Source organism: Pseudomonas sp. 21LCFQ02, assembly GCF_024129895.2.
GTDB lineage: Bacteria > Pseudomonadota > Gammaproteobacteria > Pseudomonadales > Pseudomonadaceae > Aquipseudomonas.
In genome coordinates this window covers 5,343,771-5,358,094 of the sequence record NZ_CM178749.1, presented here as the reverse complement: position 1 = coordinate 5,358,094, position 14,324 = coordinate 5,343,771, and the positions used below count along the sequence as shown (strand labels likewise).

Below are 14,324 nucleotides of genomic sequence, written 5' to 3'. Positions count from 1 at the left end.
TGCCAGCTTCTTCGCGAGCGAGCTCCCACATGTGCATGACTTAAGCCGACGGGGATATTGCCTCTCTATCAGGCAAATACCCTGATCGGCTGGCCGGCATGCCAGGCCTGAATGTCTTCGATCATTTGGCCGTAGAAAGTCTGGTAGTTGTTGCCGGTCACGTAGCCAATGTGCGGCGTGGCCAGGACGTTGTCCAGATTGCGAAACGGGTGCTCTTGGGCCAGTGGTTCCTGATCGAAGACATCCAGCGCCGCCCCGGCAATGCGCCGCTGGCGCAGTGCCTCGATCAGCGCTGGCTCATCGATGATCGGCCCGCGCGCAGTGTTGATCAGATACGCCTGACGCTTCATCCAGCCCAGTGCCTGGGCATCCACCAGCCCCCGACTGCGCTCACTGAGCACCAGATGCACCGACAGCACGTCAGCCTGCTCGAACAGCGCCTGCTTGCTGACCCAGCTGACGCCGACCTCGGCCGCGGCCTCGGGTGTCAGGTTCTGGCTCCAGGCAATCACCCGCATGCCGAACGCCTGCCCATAGCGGGCCACTTTCTGGCCGATGCTACCCAGACCCAGCAGACCCAGGGTCTTGCCGTACAGGTCGCCGCCAATCCCCATCTGCCAGCCCCCGCCACGCAACGAATTTGCCTCTTGCACCAGATTGCGGGTAAGGCCCATGACCAGCGCCCAGGTCAGTTCCGGGGCGGCATGCTTGTAGCTGTCGGTGCCACACACCTCGATGCCCAGCTCACGGGCGGCTTTGACGTCCAGTGCAGCGTTGCGCATGCCACCGGTGACCAGCAGCCTGAGGTTTGGCAAGCGGCTTAGCAGCGCCTGATCGAACAGGGTGCGCTCACGCATCACGCAGATCACCTCGAAGCCCTGCAAGCGCTCGGCCAGGGTCGCGGTGTCGGCGGGGTAGTCGTGCAGGAAGCTGACCCTGGCAATGCTGCCGAGCACCGACCAGTCCACTACATCGCTGGCCACGTTCTGCCAGTCGTCCAGTACGGCAATGTTGAGCAGCGCCATCGTCGGGGGTCTCCATGTCTGTGGATGTGTCCGCACCTTACGCCGTAATGGTCCGGTCGGACAGCCTGCGAGCGGCCTACATGCTGCCGGTGCAGGCCAGGTAGCGTTTGGTGATGGTCTTTACTTGCGATATGTGTTCGAAGATGGCGGGCGCATCGTCGAAGATGCGTGACTCACAGATGTCCCGATAGATCTCCAGCTTTCTGTGGCAGTTACTGATACTCGACCCGCCGGAAGCCTGGAAGTCCGGGTCTTTGCACACATAGGCAGCCATCCACTTGGCGCCCCAGCGAACCTCTTGCTGGGTCACCGGTGTCTTCTCGGCCTTCCTCAATAGCGCCTGATAGCTGGCTACCGGAATGTCCTGCCGGGTACTTTTGGTGTAGCTCGAATAGGCGTAGTAGCCGCCGGCGGCGAGCAGCAGCAAGATCAGGTATTTCATGTGCGTCCGTGACGTAGGCCGAGAGACGCAGACTTTAAACCGGTACTGACGAGCCGACAAAGATTTGTCAGCCAAACAGCCCCGCCGCCAGATTGATGGTCAAGCCCAGAATCGCCGTATTAAACACGAACCCCAGCAAGCAGTGAGCAAGCACGACCTTGCGCATTGCACGGGTCATCACGCCCACGTCTGAAGTTTGCACCGCCACGTTCAGGGTGAAGGAGAAGTACAGGAAGTCCCAATAGTCGGGATGCCTTTCACCGTCAGGAAAATTCAATGCCGGTTGCTTGCCGCCAGTGGTGTAGAACAGCCTGGCGTAGTGCAGGCTGAAGATCACCCCGGTCAACAACCAGGAGCCGACAATCGTCAGGGCGGTAAAACTGTGCCGCAGCACCTCGCCGGTGCCCGGCGCCGCTTTGCCGTTGGCCAGTTCGACAATGAGCGCCGCGAGGCTGGCCAGCGCGCCGATGCACACCACCAGTAATACCACCCCAGCATTTTCGTCCTCCATCATCGCGACCTTCTTCACATCATCAGCGCTGCTGCGCAGCGTGTGGCTAAGGATCAGTGCCAGGAACACCCATACGGCAAGATTCCAGCCCACCAGCCCGTGCTGGATGACGCTTAGTTGCGGGGCGATAAACACCGAGCCGATACCGGCCAGCAAACCCAGCGCAGCGCTCACGGCCAGACGCGGGTGGGTATGAACGACATGGGGCATGGCGGTGCTCAGCAAGGGCAGGGTTGGCACAACGATAGCATCTCTGTGAGCATGGCTGGGCGCCGCGCTGTCCTGACAAACACGGCACCTCGTAGGAGCCGCTTTAGCGGCGAAGATTCGCCTTCCCGGCTAAAGCCAATACTGCTCATATGGGCGCCGCAAATCTCTGTGGCAACGAGCTTGCTCGTGAAGAGGCCGGTAAAGTCACAGCATTTGTAGCGAATGTGCCGCAGCCTTCGCCGGGATGCCTGGCCACAGCAACCGGAGCGCCGGCCGGCCGCGCCTACGGGACCCCCTGCGCATCCAGAGCCTTTTGCAACAGGCCTGCCAGGGTGTCGCGATGTTCCAGTTGCCTGCGCTGGGCTAACACCAGCGCATCAGTGAATGATCGGGTCGAGGTCAGTGCGAGCAACTGCGTGTACATGGCAATCTGGCGATCTTCGAGCCCGACATATTGGCGCAGATACGCGACGGGTGCTTCGCAGTAGGGCTCCTGGTAGTGCTGGTCGGCTTCTATCGCGCGCACCTTGTCGGTGTAGGCGCTGGCCAGGCTGCCGCTGTTGGTCTTGATGGGCTGGCGGGTCAGCAGCGCATTCAATTCATCAAATGGCGGGTTTCTTGAAAAGCGTCCCTTACGCCCTTTGGCGATATGCACCAGCATCGCCGCCAGCACCCCGGCGTTCTCGACCTTGTCGTTGGCAATCCGGCTGAGGATTGCCTTGCGGTCTGGTTCGGGTTCGCCGGTGGCGTTGAGCAAGTAGAGAATGGCTGAAGGCAACTCGCCCTCGACCCCACGAAACTGACCGAGCAGCAACTCGAAGAACCGGATCGTGTTGGCGCTACGGGTTGGGCCGGGAGTGGCCATGGCATATCTCCTTCACATTGCCGGTGCCTGTGAAGGACTTGAAACCCGAAACGTGCGTCTGTTCACACTTCCTGACCAGTGGCCCGCCCTCAGCCAAGCCTGGCGTCACCGGACTTCAGACAAACCGCACCCCGGCCTTTTCACGTTCATCGACCGTCAGTTCAAACACGTCCGGGCGCGAGTAATGCCCGGTCACGTCAAAGTCATAACGCGCCCGGGCCAGTTCGGCGGTGTCGATTTCGGCGCTCAGCAGGCCGCGCTCGCCCAGTAACGGTCCGGCCAGCACTTCGCCCAGCGGGCTGACGATCACGCTGCCGCCATTGATCAACGGCCGGTCCTGCGGCCAGTTTTCCACCTGGGTGCCCAGTTGTGCCGGTGAGTCTTGGACCTGGCAGGCGCTGACCACAAAGCAGCGGCCTTCACAGGCCACATGGCGCATGGTTGCTTGCCACATATCTCGCTCGTCCACGGTTGGCGCACACCAGATGTCCACGCCCTTGGCGTACATCGCGGTGCGCAGCAACGGCATGTAGTTCTCCCAGCAAATTGCAGTGCCCAGCCGCCCGGCACGGCCCTCGATGACCGGCAGCGTCGAGCCGTCGCCTTGTGCCCAGATCAGCCGCTCGGTGCCGGTGGGCATCAGCTTGCGGTGCTTGCCGGCCAGCCCGGCTTGTGGGGTGAAGAACAGGGCAGTGCAGTACAGGCTGTGGCCGCTGCGCTCGATCACACCAATCACCAGATCGGCACCGGTGCGTGCTGACAGGGCCGCCAGGGCTTCGGTTTCGGTGCCGGGCACGTCGATGGCGTTGGCATGATAACGGGCAAAAGCTTCACGGCCCTCCGGCAGGCGGTAGCCGAGCTGGGTGCCGAACCGTTCCCCTTTGGGATAACCACCCAGCAGCGCTTCGGGCATCACCACCAGGCTGGCGCCGGATTCGCTGATGGCGGTTTCATAGGACAGGATTTGTTCCAGGGTGGCGGCTTTGCCGTCAGGCAACGAGCCGATTTGCAGCGCCGCGATGATGGATCTGGACATGGCTGTGGGTTCCGTTGGTGGTTGGTTTTGCCGGCTCAAGCCGGTCCTGCCAGGGCATGCGGCCATTTTCATTGCAAGCCGAACTATGAATAAATAGCGGTTCATTTCTATGTGATATGAACCAGATGAATATCGAGCAGATTGACCTGAACCTGCTGAAAGTTTTCGAAGCGCTGTTCGAGGAAAGCAGCGCCAGTCGCGCTGCGCTACGCCTGGGCGTGACTCAATCGGCGGTGAGCGCGGCCTTGCGGCGTCTGCGTGACGTCTACGGCGATCCGTTGTTCGTGCGCACCGGGCGCGGTCTGGCGCCGACCTTGCGCGCCAATCAATTGCGTGCGCTGATTGGCGAAGCACTCGCCAAGTGTCGGCAAAGCCTGACCCTGCTTGATCCGAAGGCCAGTGACTTGCAGGGCCGCAGCGTGACGCTGGGTTTGTCGGATGATTTCGAGATCGCTTACGGCCAGCGCTTGATCGCCGCCGTGGCGCAGCGTGCAGCGGGACTGCGGCTGATCTTTCGTCAGACCCATAGCCAGATCGTCGCCAGTGACCTGCTTGAGCGGCGCATCGATCTGGCGATCACTGCGGGCGGTTTCAATGCCCGGTTGCTGGGCCGGCAGATTCTCGGCGAGGGCGGCTATAGCTGCCTGGTGGACGGGGCCAGCCTTAAAAACGATGGGCTGAGCCTGGATGAGTTCGTCCGGCGCGAGCACATTCTGGTGTCGTCCGGCGGCTTTATCGGCATCGTCGACGAAGCGCTGGCGGCTGACAACCTGCAGCGCCGGGTGCGGGTTTCGACCACTCATTTTGCGGCGCTGGCGTGGCTGCTGCGCGGCACGCAGGCGGTGGCGACCATTCCCGCCCACGCCGCCCAAAGCATTGCCGACATGACCGGGCTGCTGGCGTTGCCATGCCCGCTGGCGCTGCCGCGTTACCCGATCGAACTGGGCTGGCGCAGCGTGACCCAGCCAGACCTGGCGGTGCAGCGGGTCCGGCAAGCCATCACCGATTGTTTTGCGCCGCCGGATTGATACCTTACTGCGGCCATTTCTCCAGCAGCATGGCGACGAACTTCTCGGCCGCTGGCGACAGTGACGCACCACGCCGGTAGACCAGCCCCAGCGAGCGGTTCACCACCGGCTCTTCGAGCGGCACGCTGACCAAGGTCGGGTGATCGGCCGCCGGCATCGCCAGGCTGGGCATCACCGAGACGCCCAGGCCGGCTTCGACCAGCCCCAGCGACGTCGATAAATGCTGCACTTCGTAAAACCACTTGGGCCGCCAGCTCAACCCGGCCAGGGCATGGTCGAGAATCATCCGATTGCCGCTGAGCCGTCCGACGCCAATCAGCCGGTAATCGCTCAGCTCCGACCACCTCACTGAGCGGCGCTGGGCCAGTTCGTGGTCGCGGCGGCAGGCCAACACGAATGGCTCGTTGACCAGCGCGGTGAAGTCGATATCCGGGTGCTGGCCGCTCATCATGTTGATGCCGAAATCCGCCTCGCCACGCAGCACCGCTTCCAGGCCGTCGTTGGCGCTCAGGTCGAGCAGGCGGATGCGAATCTTCGGGTATTGCTCGTTGTACAGGCGGATGACCGAAGGCAAAAAGTAAAACGCCGCCGTCGGAATACAGGCCAGCGTCACCTGGCCGGTCTGCCGTTCAGCCAGCTCGCGGATGCTCAGGATCGAGTCCTCCAGATCATCAAGCAAGCGCCGCGCCTTGGGCAGGAAATCACGCCCCACGGTGGTCAGGCTCACGCGTCGGGTGGTGCGCTCCAGCAACGGCGTGCCCAAGCCTTCCTCAAGTTTCTTGATGCGCCGGGTCAAGGCCGGCTGCGAGACGTGCAAGGCGTCGGCAGCCTCATGGAAACTGCCAAGTTCGGCGATTTTCACGAAAGATCTAATGTCTTGAAGCTCATATTCCACGGCGATGCTCCGCTGGACGAGTTATTTTTATTGATAACGCTGACGCAATAATAGCTACGATCTTTGCATTGGATTGATTTTTCCCGGCCTGTCACTCTTGTTTCCAGAACATCAATAACACCGATTGATCCACAAGAGTCAGTAGTCATGCAACGAATTCCCTGTGTGCTCATGCGCGGCGGTACCTCCAAAGGACCGGTCTTTCATGCCTGGGACCTGCCCCCGAAGGTCGAAGAGCGCGACGAAATGTTGATCAACCTGATGGGGTCGGGCCATGAGCTGGAAATCGACGGCATCGGCGGCGGCAGCCCGCAGACCAGCAAGGTGGCGATCGTCAGCCCGTCGCTGCACCCTGACGCCGACGTCGACTACCTGTTTGTCCAGGTGATGGTCGCCCAGCGCCGGGTCGACACCGCGCCCAACTGCGGCAACATGCTCTGCGCCGTCGGCCCGTTCGCCATCGAGCAGGGGCTTGTCAAGGCGCAGCAGGGCAAAACCCTGGTGCGTATTCGCAACCTCAACACCGACACCCTGGTCACTTCGCTGGTGGATACGCCCGACGGCGTCGTCAACTACGAGGGCGATGCGACCATCGACGGCGTGCCCGGCAGCGCCGCGCCCATCCATGTGACCTTTCTCGATGCGGTGGGCAGCAAGACCGGCCAGCTGTTTCCTACCGGCCAGGTGCGCGATGTGTTTGATGGCATTGAGGTGACCTGCATCGACATGGCCATGCCAATGATGCTGGTCGAGGCGGCCAGCCTGGGCAAGACCGGCGCCGAAACGCCTGCACAACTGGACGCTGACAGCGAGCTGCTGCAACGCCTGGAAAGCCTGCGTCGCCAGGCCGGGCTGGCGATGGGGCTGGGCGATGTCAGCGACAAGGTGATTCCCAAGCCGGTGCTGATCTCCCGCCCGCAACACGGCGGCACCCTGCAGGTGCGCTACTTCATGCCGCACAACTGCCATCGTGCGCTGGCCATCACCGGTTCCATCGGCCTGGCGACTGCCTGCGTCAGCCCTGACAGCGTAGCGGCCAGGTTGCTGGGTGAATCGGTGCTGCAACTGACCGAGGTTCGTCTGGAACATCCAAGCGGGGCGATCGACGTGGCACTGAGCCGCAGTGGTCCTGACGGTACGTTGCAGGCTTCGGTGGTGCGCACCGCACGTCGGCTGTTTTCCGGTTTCGTTTACGTTGCAAACGCCCAACGACTGGCCGGTTGATCCTGCCAGCCTGTTTAGCCCAAGCGCATCCGCACAATTTCAACAATGGGTGATGCCTCATGAGACTCATCAAATCGCTGTACTTCCAGATCATCTGCGCCGTCATCCTCGGCGTACTGGTCGGCCACCTCTGGGCGCAACAGGCCGTGGCTCTCAAGCCGCTGGGTGATGCCTTCATCAAGCTGATCAAGATGATGATCGCGCCGGTGGTGTTCTGCACCATCGTCACCGGCATCGCCGGAATGACCGACAAGCGCTCGCTCGGCCGGCTGATGAGCAAGACCCTGCTGCTGTTTCTGGTCCTGACCGTGATCAGCCTGGTCATCGGTCTGGTAGCGGTTTACCTGTTCAAGCCGGGTGTCGGCATGAACATCGACCCTTCGACCTTGAGCACTGAAGGCCTCAGCCAGTACACGGCTTCGGCGGCCAAACTCAGTGTTGTCGACTTTTTCATGCACATCATCCCGGACACGTTCATTGGCGCGTTCAGCAAGGGAGAGGTACTGCCGGTGCTGTTCATCGCCGTGCTCAGTGGCTTTGCCCTGTCGGCACTGGGTGATAAAGGCCGCCCGGTGCTGGATGTGCTGGAGTCGGCATCGCAGATGGTGTTCAAGATCTTCGGTTACCTGATGCGCTTTGCCCCGGTCGGCGCCTTTGGCGCGCTGGCCTTTACGGTTGGCCAGTACGGCATCACCTCGCTGGGGGCACTGGCCAAACTGATCATGACCCTGTACATCGCCTGCGCCTTCTTTGTGCTGGTGGTGCTCGGCAGCCTGTGCCGCCTGCATGGTTTCAGCCTGTGGAAACTGCTGCGCTACTTCCGCGAAGAGTTTCTGGTGGTATTGGGCACCTCGTCCACGGAGCCGGTGCTGCCGCGCATGCTGGAAAAACTCCAGGCGCTGGGCTGCAAGAAGGGCGTGGTAGGGCTGGTGCTGCCCACCGGTTACTCGTTCAACCTCGACGGCACGGCCATCTACCTGTCACTGGCGGCGGTGTTCATTGCCCAGGCCTGCAACATCGACCTGACCGTCGGCCAGACCCTGACCATGCTGGCGATCATGCTGCTGTCGTCCAAAGGCGCGGCCGGTGTGACGGGTAGCGGCTTTGTCGCCCTGGCCTCGACCCTGACCGTGATCCACGACATCCCGCTGGCGGGCCTGGCATTGCTGATCGGCATCGACCGCTTCATGTCCGAAGCCCGTGCGCTGACCAGCCTGGCCAGTAACGCGGTGGCCACCGTGGTGATTTCCCTGTCTGAAGGCGCCTGTGACCGGCAGACCCTGCAGCGAGCCTTGAATGGCACACCGGCGCCGGCTCCAGAGCCTGCCGTGCAATGGGCCAAAGACACCCCGCCACACCGTAACTGATCGTCAGTTTTCCAGTGACTTTAACGTAGCACCCCGCCTGGCGCATGATAGCGCCAGGCGGGCAGGGAGGCCGTGCGTCTGCGTATTGGCCGCGCCGATATAACAACAAGAGAACACAACATGCTCGCATTACTTGGCTTGGCCATGGTCGTGGTTTTTACCTACCTGATCATGAGTAAACGGCTTTCGCCCATCGTCGCCCTGACCCTGGTACCCATAGTCTTTGCCGTCATCGGTGGCTTTGCCCCGACCACCGGCAAGATGATGCTCGACGGCCTGAAAATGGTTGCCCCTTCGGCCGCCTTGCTGTTGTTCGCCATTCTGTTCTTCGGCCTGATGATTGATGCCGGATTGTTCGACCCGCTGATCCGCAAGATTCTCAAGCGCGTCAATGGTGACCCGCAGAAAATCGCCATCGGCACCGCCTTGCTGTCGCTGCTGGTCGCGCTGGACGGCGATGGCACCACCACCTACATGATTACCTGCGCAGCCATGCTGCCGTTGTACAAGCGCATCGGCATGAACCCGATGATTCTTGCCACCATCTCGATGCTGTCGCTGAGCATCATGAGCGGCATGAGCCCTTGGGGCGGGCCGGCGACCCGTGCCATTGCGGCGCTGGGTCTGGATGCCACCGAGTACTTCATCCCGATGTTGCCGACCATGATCGGCGGTGCCATGTGGGTGGTGTTCACCGCATTCCTGCTGGGCCGCGCCGAACGCAAACGCATCGGTAATATCCGCCTGGAGTCCGGCGGTGGTAACTGCTACATCGAAGCCATCCTGGAACACACCCCGCACAAGCGTCCGCGCCTGGCCTACGTCAATCTGGTGCTGGTGATTGCAGTCATGGTCGCCCTGGTGATGGGCGTGGTGCATGCCGCGATCCTGTTCATGGTCGGTTTTGTCGCGGCATTGATGATCAACTACCCGAAACTGGACCAGCAAAAAGAGCGCATCCTGGCCCACTCCGGCAATGCCATGACCGTGGTGCTGCTGGTGTTCGCCGCCGGTATCTTCGCCGGCATCTTCTCCGGCACCAAGATGGTCGATGCCATGGCCCAGACCCTGGTGAGCTGGATCCCGCCGTCCTGGGGCCACTGGTTCCCGCTGGTGGTGGCGCTGACCAGCATGCCGCTGACCTTCGTGCTGTCCAACGATGCCTACTACTTCGGCGTGGTGCCGATCCTGGCCAACGCTGCAGCCGCCTATGGCATCTCGCCGCTGGAAATCGCCCGCGCTTCGGTGCTGGGCCAGCCGGTGCATCTGATGAGCCCGCTGGTGGCTTCGACCCTGCTGCTGGTGGGCATGGTCGACCGCGATATCGGCGACTTTCAGAAAGCCACGGTCAAGTGGGCAGTGCTCACCTCGCTGGTGATTACCGTGCTGGCGTTGCTCACCGGCGCGATCTCGTTATTCGTCTGAGCGCCGGCTAGCCAGCCGGCCAACCGGGCGCACTGCGCTGCGCCCGGCTGCTTGCTTTCGATCATCCAAAACAACAAAAGAGAACTTTGATCATGACCCGATTCATCAGTCGTGCGGCCGCTTGCGGCCTGCTGTTTGCCGGTTTGCCACAGGCCGGTGCCGCCGGCTTTGTCGATGACAGCAAACTCAAGTTGCAACTGCGCAACGTCTACTTCAACGAAAACTTTCGGGATGAACAGGGCCTCAGTGCCCGCGCTGCGGCCACCGCCAAAAGCGAACGAACCGAATGGGCGCAGGGCTTTTTGCTCGATTACCAATCCGGTTTCACCCAGGGCCCTGTCGGTTTCGGCCTGGATGCCATCGGCCTGCTGGGCATGAAGCTCGATTCCGGACGCGGGCGCAGCGGCACCGGCCTGCTGCCGGTGCATGACGATGGCCGCGCGGCCGACGAGTTTTCCAGCTTCGGCGCCACGGCCAAGGCGCGGCTGGCGAAAACCACCCTCAAGTACGGCACCTTGCTGCCCAAGAACCCGGTGCTGGTCTACAACGATGCGCGGCTGTTGCCACAGACCTACCAAGGCGCGCAGGTGGTCAGCAGCGATATCGACAACCTGACGCTGACCGCCGGTTACCTCGACCGCCAGAAACTGCGCGACTCCTCCAACAGTGACGGGCTGACACCCGATGGCTACAGCGGCGCTGAGTCCGATGCGTTTCGCTACATGGGCGCCGAGTACAGCCCTGACAAGGCCTGGCGGCTGAGTTACTTCCATGGTGAGCTGGAGAATTTCTACCAGCAGCATTTCTTCGGCGTACAGCACCAGTTGCCGCTGGCCGGTGGCTCACTGAACACTGATCTGCGGGTGTTCGACAGCCGTGACAGCGGGCATGCCTGGAAGGGCCGGATCGATAATCGCCTGTACAGCGGGCAGCTGGCTTACAGCCATTCCGGGCACACCGTGGGGGCCGGCTATCAGAAACTGAGCGGCGATGCCGGCCTGCCGTTCGTCAATGGCGCGACCGTCTACTCGTTCAGTAACGTCGGCATCGGCAAGTTCATCCAGGAAGATGAAAAGACCTGGATGCTCAGCTATGCCTACGACTTCAGCGCTGCCGGCATCAAAGGCTTGAACTTCATGACCCGCTACCTGAGCGGCGATAACGGTAAGTCCGGCAGTGCCGGGCAGGCCGAGTGGGAGCGCGATATCGAGCTGGCCTACACCGTGCCCGACGGCAGCTTTAAAGGCCTGGGTGTGAAGCTGCGCAACTATGTGTACCGCGCCGACTTTTCTCGTGGTCGCGACAGCAATCGGCTTTACCTGACCTACGACATCGCGCTCTGGTAAGCCGTTGCGTCAGGACAGCGCCTGCAAGGCCTCGCGAATCCGCCGCACGGCATTGATCGAGCTGTCGTTGTCGCCATGCACACACAGAGTATCGACCCGCAATTGCAAGGCGCTGCCGTCACTGGCGGTCAGCGCCTCGCCACGGGCCAGGGTCAGGGCCTGAGCGATGACTTTCTCTGCCTCGTGATGGACGGCACCGGGCAGATTGCGTGACACCAAGTGCCCGTCGGCATCATAGGCACGGTCGGCAAACGCCTCAAACCACAGCGGCACGCCGTACTCAGCGCTCAGGTTCAACGCCGTGTCGTTGTTGCGCGAGGCCATCAGCATCAGCCGCAGATCCCCACCGTAACCGGCCAACGCCTTGAACACCGCGCGCAATTGCGGCTCGGAACGCATCATGTCGTTGTACAGCGCGCCGTGGGGTTTGACGTACTGCACCCGGCCACCCTGAGCGCGGCAAATGCCTTCCAGCGCACCGATCTGGTACAGCAGCAGGTCTTCGATTTCCTGCGGTGAGCAACTCATCGAGCGGCGGCCGAAACCGACCAGGTCAGGGTAGGCCGGGTGCGCGCCGATGGTCACCCCATGGCTCAGCGCCAGGGCCACGGTCTTGCGCATGGTCGAAGGATCAGAGGCATGAAAACCGCAAGCGATATTCGCGCAATCGATCCACGGCATGACCTCGGCGTCACGGCCCATGGTCCAGGCGCCGAAGCTTTCGCCGATGTCGCAGTTTAAAAGTGGAGTGTTCATGGTGCGGGTTCCTGGGTGAAGGCATGGGGTGCTGGCATTGCTGTAGACCGGCAGGGAGATGATCCGCTTCAGTCGGGAAAGCGGACACTGTAATGCTGTTCGCTGCTGAAGCAGCTCCTACGGGGTAATGCCGATCAGTTAAGGAGGATAACTTGATTTTTCCTGCCTTATGCTGACGTGTGGGAGGGGCCGGCCGGCGCCTCCCACAATGACCGCCCTTAACCGATAGGTATTGCTCCTGCGGGGTTGTGACAGACCACAGGCTATTTTTCCCACTCGGCCTTGGGAATCAGCAAGCCGTGGTTACCGTTATAGGCAGCGCGCTTTGGCGATTCCCAGCCTGCCAGCAAGTCCGCGTCCAGGCGATAGATCTCCACCCCCAGCGGGCGGCACACGCTCAGCGGGTCCTGGGCATCCGGGCCCCACATCGGTAGCGACAGGTCACCACCCGGACAGGTCGACAGCGCGCACAGCAGGTCGATCTCGGCAAACAACTCCAGATAGTCACCCTGTTTGGCCGGGCAGGCTTTCATGAAGTACATGTCGTCATGGTTCAGGCCGGTGCACTGGAAGATGTTCAGCACGTCATGCACGTCGAATTCGGTCAGGCCGTGGGGCAGCACAGCGCGGGTCAGGTTGGAGTGGCAATGGTGATGAAAGTCTTCGCCGGTCAGCATGCGGTTTACATAAGGGTCACAGCGGGTGCCGAGCAGATCGTGCAGACGCCCGCCGTGTTCGTCGATACCGTAACCGGCCAGGCTGTCGTCGGTGATGGTCACCAGCGGCCGCAAAAACGGCAGGTTCGACCACAGCCGGTCATGGGTGCTCACATGGGCGCCCTGCAACTGACGGGTACGCGCCGCCCACATCCGCTCGCGCGGGTCGTTGGCGTTCCATACGTTGAAGTCGCCGACCTGCGGGCCGACCGGGGTGGTGATGCGAAACACATGACCGGCCGGCACCTTCCAGGCGCGACCGGTGCGGATCGGCACCTCGAACTGTTCGATCAGCGTGCGGCTGCCTGTGCAGTCACGAATGCGCTCATAAAACGGTTTGTCGACCTGCAACGCGGAGCCTTTGCTGACCTGGTAGGCGGCGGGGTAATCCTTGTACATGCTGGACCTCGGCGGACGGCTTGATTGTTCAACAATAATGTCTTTATTCGAAAAGCGATAACCATGCCATGTTTCGAGAGAGCCCCGGTTCACCAAGTGCTGGCAGGCAGATCGGTTCCATAGAGCGGTGCGACGTTACCAACTGCTACGTTGCGGTACGCGCAAGTGCAGATGAACCACGCCATTTGCCCAGCTGGATGACAACCAGTCTCATCTCCTGTATAGATGCTCACCACCAAGGGGAGCCCGGGCACGGGCTGAGAAATCGTTGATGCACTGCGATGACCCTTCGAACCTGATCCGGATCATGCCGGCGAAGGGATGGTCCGATGCGCCAGAGCCAGGCTTTTCAAACGTCTGCCACCTGCCCATCAATTCCTGCCTTTACGCCGGCTCACTGTCATTACCTTCACAGAGAGCCCAGCACCATGACCGAACGTTTTACCGAAACCCTGCGCCAGCAGAGCGAACCTGACTGGTCTGCCACTGTGCAGCATCGCTTTGTCCAGCAACTGTGCAGCGGCACCCTCGACGATCAGGTCATGGGTCGTTACCTGATCCAGGACCATCGCTTTCTCGACAGCTTCCTGACCCTGCTCGGTGCGGCCATTGCCACGGCTGACAGCTTCGAGTCGCGCCTGCGCCTGGGGCGTTTTGCCGGGATGATTTCGGGTGAGGAAAACACCTACTTCCTGCGCTGCTTCGAAGCCCTCGGCATCACCGAACAGCAGCGCCAGGACCCGCCTGATGCGCCGGCCACGGCGGGCTTCAAGGCAATCATGCGCGAAGCGGCGGCGACCCGTTCTTATGCGGCGGCGCTGGCGGTGCTCAACGTTGCCGAGTGGTCGTATCTGGACTGGGCGAGCAGGGCACAACAACCGTTGCCGCCGCGCTTTGTGCATGCTGAGTGGATCACCCTGCACGACAACCCGTTTTTCCGCGATTTCGTCGCATTCCTGCGCAGCGAACTGGACCGCGTCGGTCCCGCCGAGCAAACCGTCACCCGGGATTTCTTCCTGCGCGCGGTGCGCCTGGAGCGTGAATTCTTCGACGCTGCTTACGCCACCGAGGCTTGAACC

Annotated in this window: 15 protein-coding genes and 1 riboswitch; of the genes, 6 read left to right on the top strand and 9 right to left on the bottom strand. The window is 61.7% G+C overall.

What is annotated here, in order from left to right; all coding sequences use genetic code 11:
• Positions 1-68: 68 nt before the first annotated feature.
• The 5 genes from NJC40_RS24185 to NJC40_RS24165 form a co-directional block, all read right to left on the bottom strand.
• The gene (locus tag NJC40_RS24185; protein WP_253141099.1) at positions 69-1,025 is read right to left on the bottom strand and encodes a D-2-hydroxyacid dehydrogenase family protein; all 957 of its coding nucleotides are present in this window, start codon (positions 1,023-1,025) and stop codon (positions 69-71) included.
• Positions 1,026-1,101: 76 nt separating this feature from the next.
• Positions 1,102-1,467, bottom strand: coding sequence for a hypothetical protein (locus NJC40_RS24180; protein WP_253141100.1), 366 nt, complete (start codon positions 1,465-1,467; stop codon positions 1,102-1,104).
• 67 nt (positions 1,468-1,534) lie between these two features.
• Entirely contained in the window at positions 1,535-2,188 is a 654-nt protein-coding gene (locus NJC40_RS24175; RefSeq protein WP_253141101.1) for a DUF1345 domain-containing protein, read from the bottom strand.
• A gap of 283 nt (positions 2,189-2,471) precedes the next feature.
• A complete protein-coding gene (locus NJC40_RS24170; protein ID WP_253141102.1) occupies positions 2,472-3,053 on the bottom strand; it encodes a hypothetical protein in 582 nt (193 codons plus the stop codon).
• A 115-nt stretch (positions 3,054-3,168) separates the two neighbouring features.
• Positions 3,169-4,089 carry a carbon-nitrogen hydrolase family protein gene (locus NJC40_RS24165; RefSeq protein WP_253141103.1) on the bottom strand — a complete coding sequence of 307 codons (921 nt, stop codon included), beginning with the start codon at positions 4,087-4,089 and terminating at the stop codon, positions 3,169-3,171.
• A gap of 116 nt (positions 4,090-4,205) precedes the next feature.
• Between NJC40_RS24165 and NJC40_RS24160 the strand changes: the two genes are divergently transcribed.
• On the top strand, positions 4,206-5,117 hold the full coding sequence (locus NJC40_RS24160; RefSeq protein ID WP_253141104.1) for a LysR family transcriptional regulator: 912 nt from the start codon (positions 4,206-4,208) through the stop codon (positions 5,115-5,117).
• Positions 5,118-5,121: 4 nt separating this feature from the next.
• On the opposite strand, the gene NJC40_RS24155 is transcribed toward NJC40_RS24160, so the two are convergent.
• Both NJC40_RS24155 and NJC40_RS24150 read right to left on the bottom strand, forming a co-directional pair.
• Positions 5,122-6,012, bottom strand: a complete 891-nt coding sequence (locus tag NJC40_RS24155) for a LysR family transcriptional regulator (protein ID WP_045492714.1) — start codon at positions 6,010-6,012, stop codon at positions 5,122-5,124.
• The gene (locus NJC40_RS24150; protein ID WP_253141141.1) at positions 5,976-6,161 is read right to left on the bottom strand and encodes a hypothetical protein; all 186 of its coding nucleotides are present in this window, start codon (positions 6,159-6,161) and stop codon (positions 5,976-5,978) included. The genes NJC40_RS24155 and NJC40_RS24150 overlap by 37 nt, the downstream gene beginning before the upstream one ends.
• Here NJC40_RS24150 and NJC40_RS24145 point away from each other — a divergent pair.
• From NJC40_RS24145 to NJC40_RS24130, 4 genes are all read left to right on the top strand, one after another.
• Entirely contained in the window at positions 6,160-7,236 is a 1,077-nt protein-coding gene (locus tag NJC40_RS24145) for a 4-oxalomesaconate tautomerase (RefSeq protein ID WP_253141105.1), read from the top strand. The genes NJC40_RS24150 and NJC40_RS24145 overlap by 2 nt on opposite strands.
• A gap of 59 nt (positions 7,237-7,295) precedes the next feature.
• Positions 7,296-8,603, top strand: a complete 1,308-nt coding sequence (locus NJC40_RS24140) for a dicarboxylate/amino acid:cation symporter (RefSeq protein WP_253141106.1) — start codon at positions 7,296-7,298, stop codon at positions 8,601-8,603.
• A gap of 120 nt (positions 8,604-8,723) precedes the next feature.
• On the top strand, positions 8,724-10,028 hold the full coding sequence (locus tag NJC40_RS24135; RefSeq protein WP_045492706.1) for a CitMHS family transporter: 1,305 nt from the start codon (positions 8,724-8,726) through the stop codon (positions 10,026-10,028).
• A 92-nt stretch (positions 10,029-10,120) separates the two neighbouring features.
• Positions 10,121-11,374, top strand: a complete 1,254-nt coding sequence (locus NJC40_RS24130; RefSeq protein ID WP_045492701.1) for an OprD family porin — start codon at positions 10,121-10,123, stop codon at positions 11,372-11,374.
• Between the two features lie 9 nt (positions 11,375-11,383).
• Here NJC40_RS24130 and NJC40_RS24125 read toward each other — a convergent pair whose 3' ends face one another.
• Both NJC40_RS24125 and NJC40_RS24120 read right to left on the bottom strand, forming a co-directional pair.
• A complete protein-coding gene (locus tag NJC40_RS24125; RefSeq protein ID WP_253141107.1) occupies positions 11,384-12,130 on the bottom strand; it encodes a 5-oxoprolinase subunit PxpA in 747 nt (248 codons plus the stop codon).
• 263 nt (positions 12,131-12,393) lie between these two features.
• The gene (locus NJC40_RS24120; RefSeq protein ID WP_253141108.1) at positions 12,394-13,245 is read right to left on the bottom strand and encodes an urea carboxylase-associated family protein; all 852 of its coding nucleotides are present in this window, start codon (positions 13,243-13,245) and stop codon (positions 12,394-12,396) included.
• A 228-nt stretch (positions 13,246-13,473) separates the two neighbouring features.
• Positions 13,474-13,584: riboswitch (TPP riboswitch) on the top strand.
• An 89-nt stretch (positions 13,585-13,673) separates the two neighbouring features.
• On the opposite strand from NJC40_RS24120, the gene NJC40_RS24115 reads away from it, so the two are divergent.
• The gene (locus NJC40_RS24115; RefSeq protein ID WP_253141109.1) at positions 13,674-14,321 is read left to right on the top strand and encodes a TenA family protein; all 648 of its coding nucleotides are present in this window, start codon (positions 13,674-13,676) and stop codon (positions 14,319-14,321) included.
• The last annotated feature ends 3 nt before the right edge of the window (positions 14,322-14,324 follow it).

Coding starts and splice junctions, on each gene's coding strand:
- NJC40_RS24160 (WP_253141104.1), top strand. CDS start 4,206: ATGAACCAGATGAATATCGAGCAGATTGACCTGAACCTGCTGAAAGTT.
- NJC40_RS24125 (WP_253141107.1), bottom strand. CDS start 12,130: ATGAACACTCCACTTTTAAACTGCGACATCGGCGAAAGCTTCGGCGCC.
- NJC40_RS24140 (WP_253141106.1), top strand. CDS start 7,296: ATGAGACTCATCAAATCGCTGTACTTCCAGATCATCTGCGCCGTCATC.
- NJC40_RS24115 (WP_253141109.1), top strand. CDS start 13,674: ATGACCGAACGTTTTACCGAAACCCTGCGCCAGCAGAGCGAACCTGAC.
- NJC40_RS24150 (WP_253141141.1), bottom strand. CDS start 6,161: ATGACTACTGACTCTTGTGGATCAATCGGTGTTATTGATGTTCTGGAA.
- NJC40_RS24170 (WP_253141102.1), bottom strand. CDS start 3,053: ATGGCCACTCCCGGCCCAACCCGTAGCGCCAACACGATCCGGTTCTTC.
- NJC40_RS24145 (WP_253141105.1), top strand. CDS start 6,160: ATGCAACGAATTCCCTGTGTGCTCATGCGCGGCGGTACCTCCAAAGGA.
- NJC40_RS24180 (WP_253141100.1), bottom strand. CDS start 1,467: ATGAAATACCTGATCTTGCTGCTGCTCGCCGCCGGCGGCTACTACGCC.
- NJC40_RS24175 (WP_253141101.1), bottom strand. CDS start 2,188: ATGCCCCATGTCGTTCATACCCACCCGCGTCTGGCCGTGAGCGCTGCG.
- NJC40_RS24130 (WP_045492701.1), top strand. CDS start 10,121: ATGACCCGATTCATCAGTCGTGCGGCCGCTTGCGGCCTGCTGTTTGCC.
- NJC40_RS24185 (WP_253141099.1), bottom strand. CDS start 1,025: ATGGCGCTGCTCAACATTGCCGTACTGGACGACTGGCAGAACGTGGCC.
- NJC40_RS24165 (WP_253141103.1), bottom strand. CDS start 4,089: ATGTCCAGATCCATCATCGCGGCGCTGCAAATCGGCTCGTTGCCTGAC.
- NJC40_RS24120 (WP_253141108.1), bottom strand. CDS start 13,245: ATGTACAAGGATTACCCCGCCGCCTACCAGGTCAGCAAAGGCTCCGCG.
- NJC40_RS24135 (WP_045492706.1), top strand. CDS start 8,724: ATGCTCGCATTACTTGGCTTGGCCATGGTCGTGGTTTTTACCTACCTG.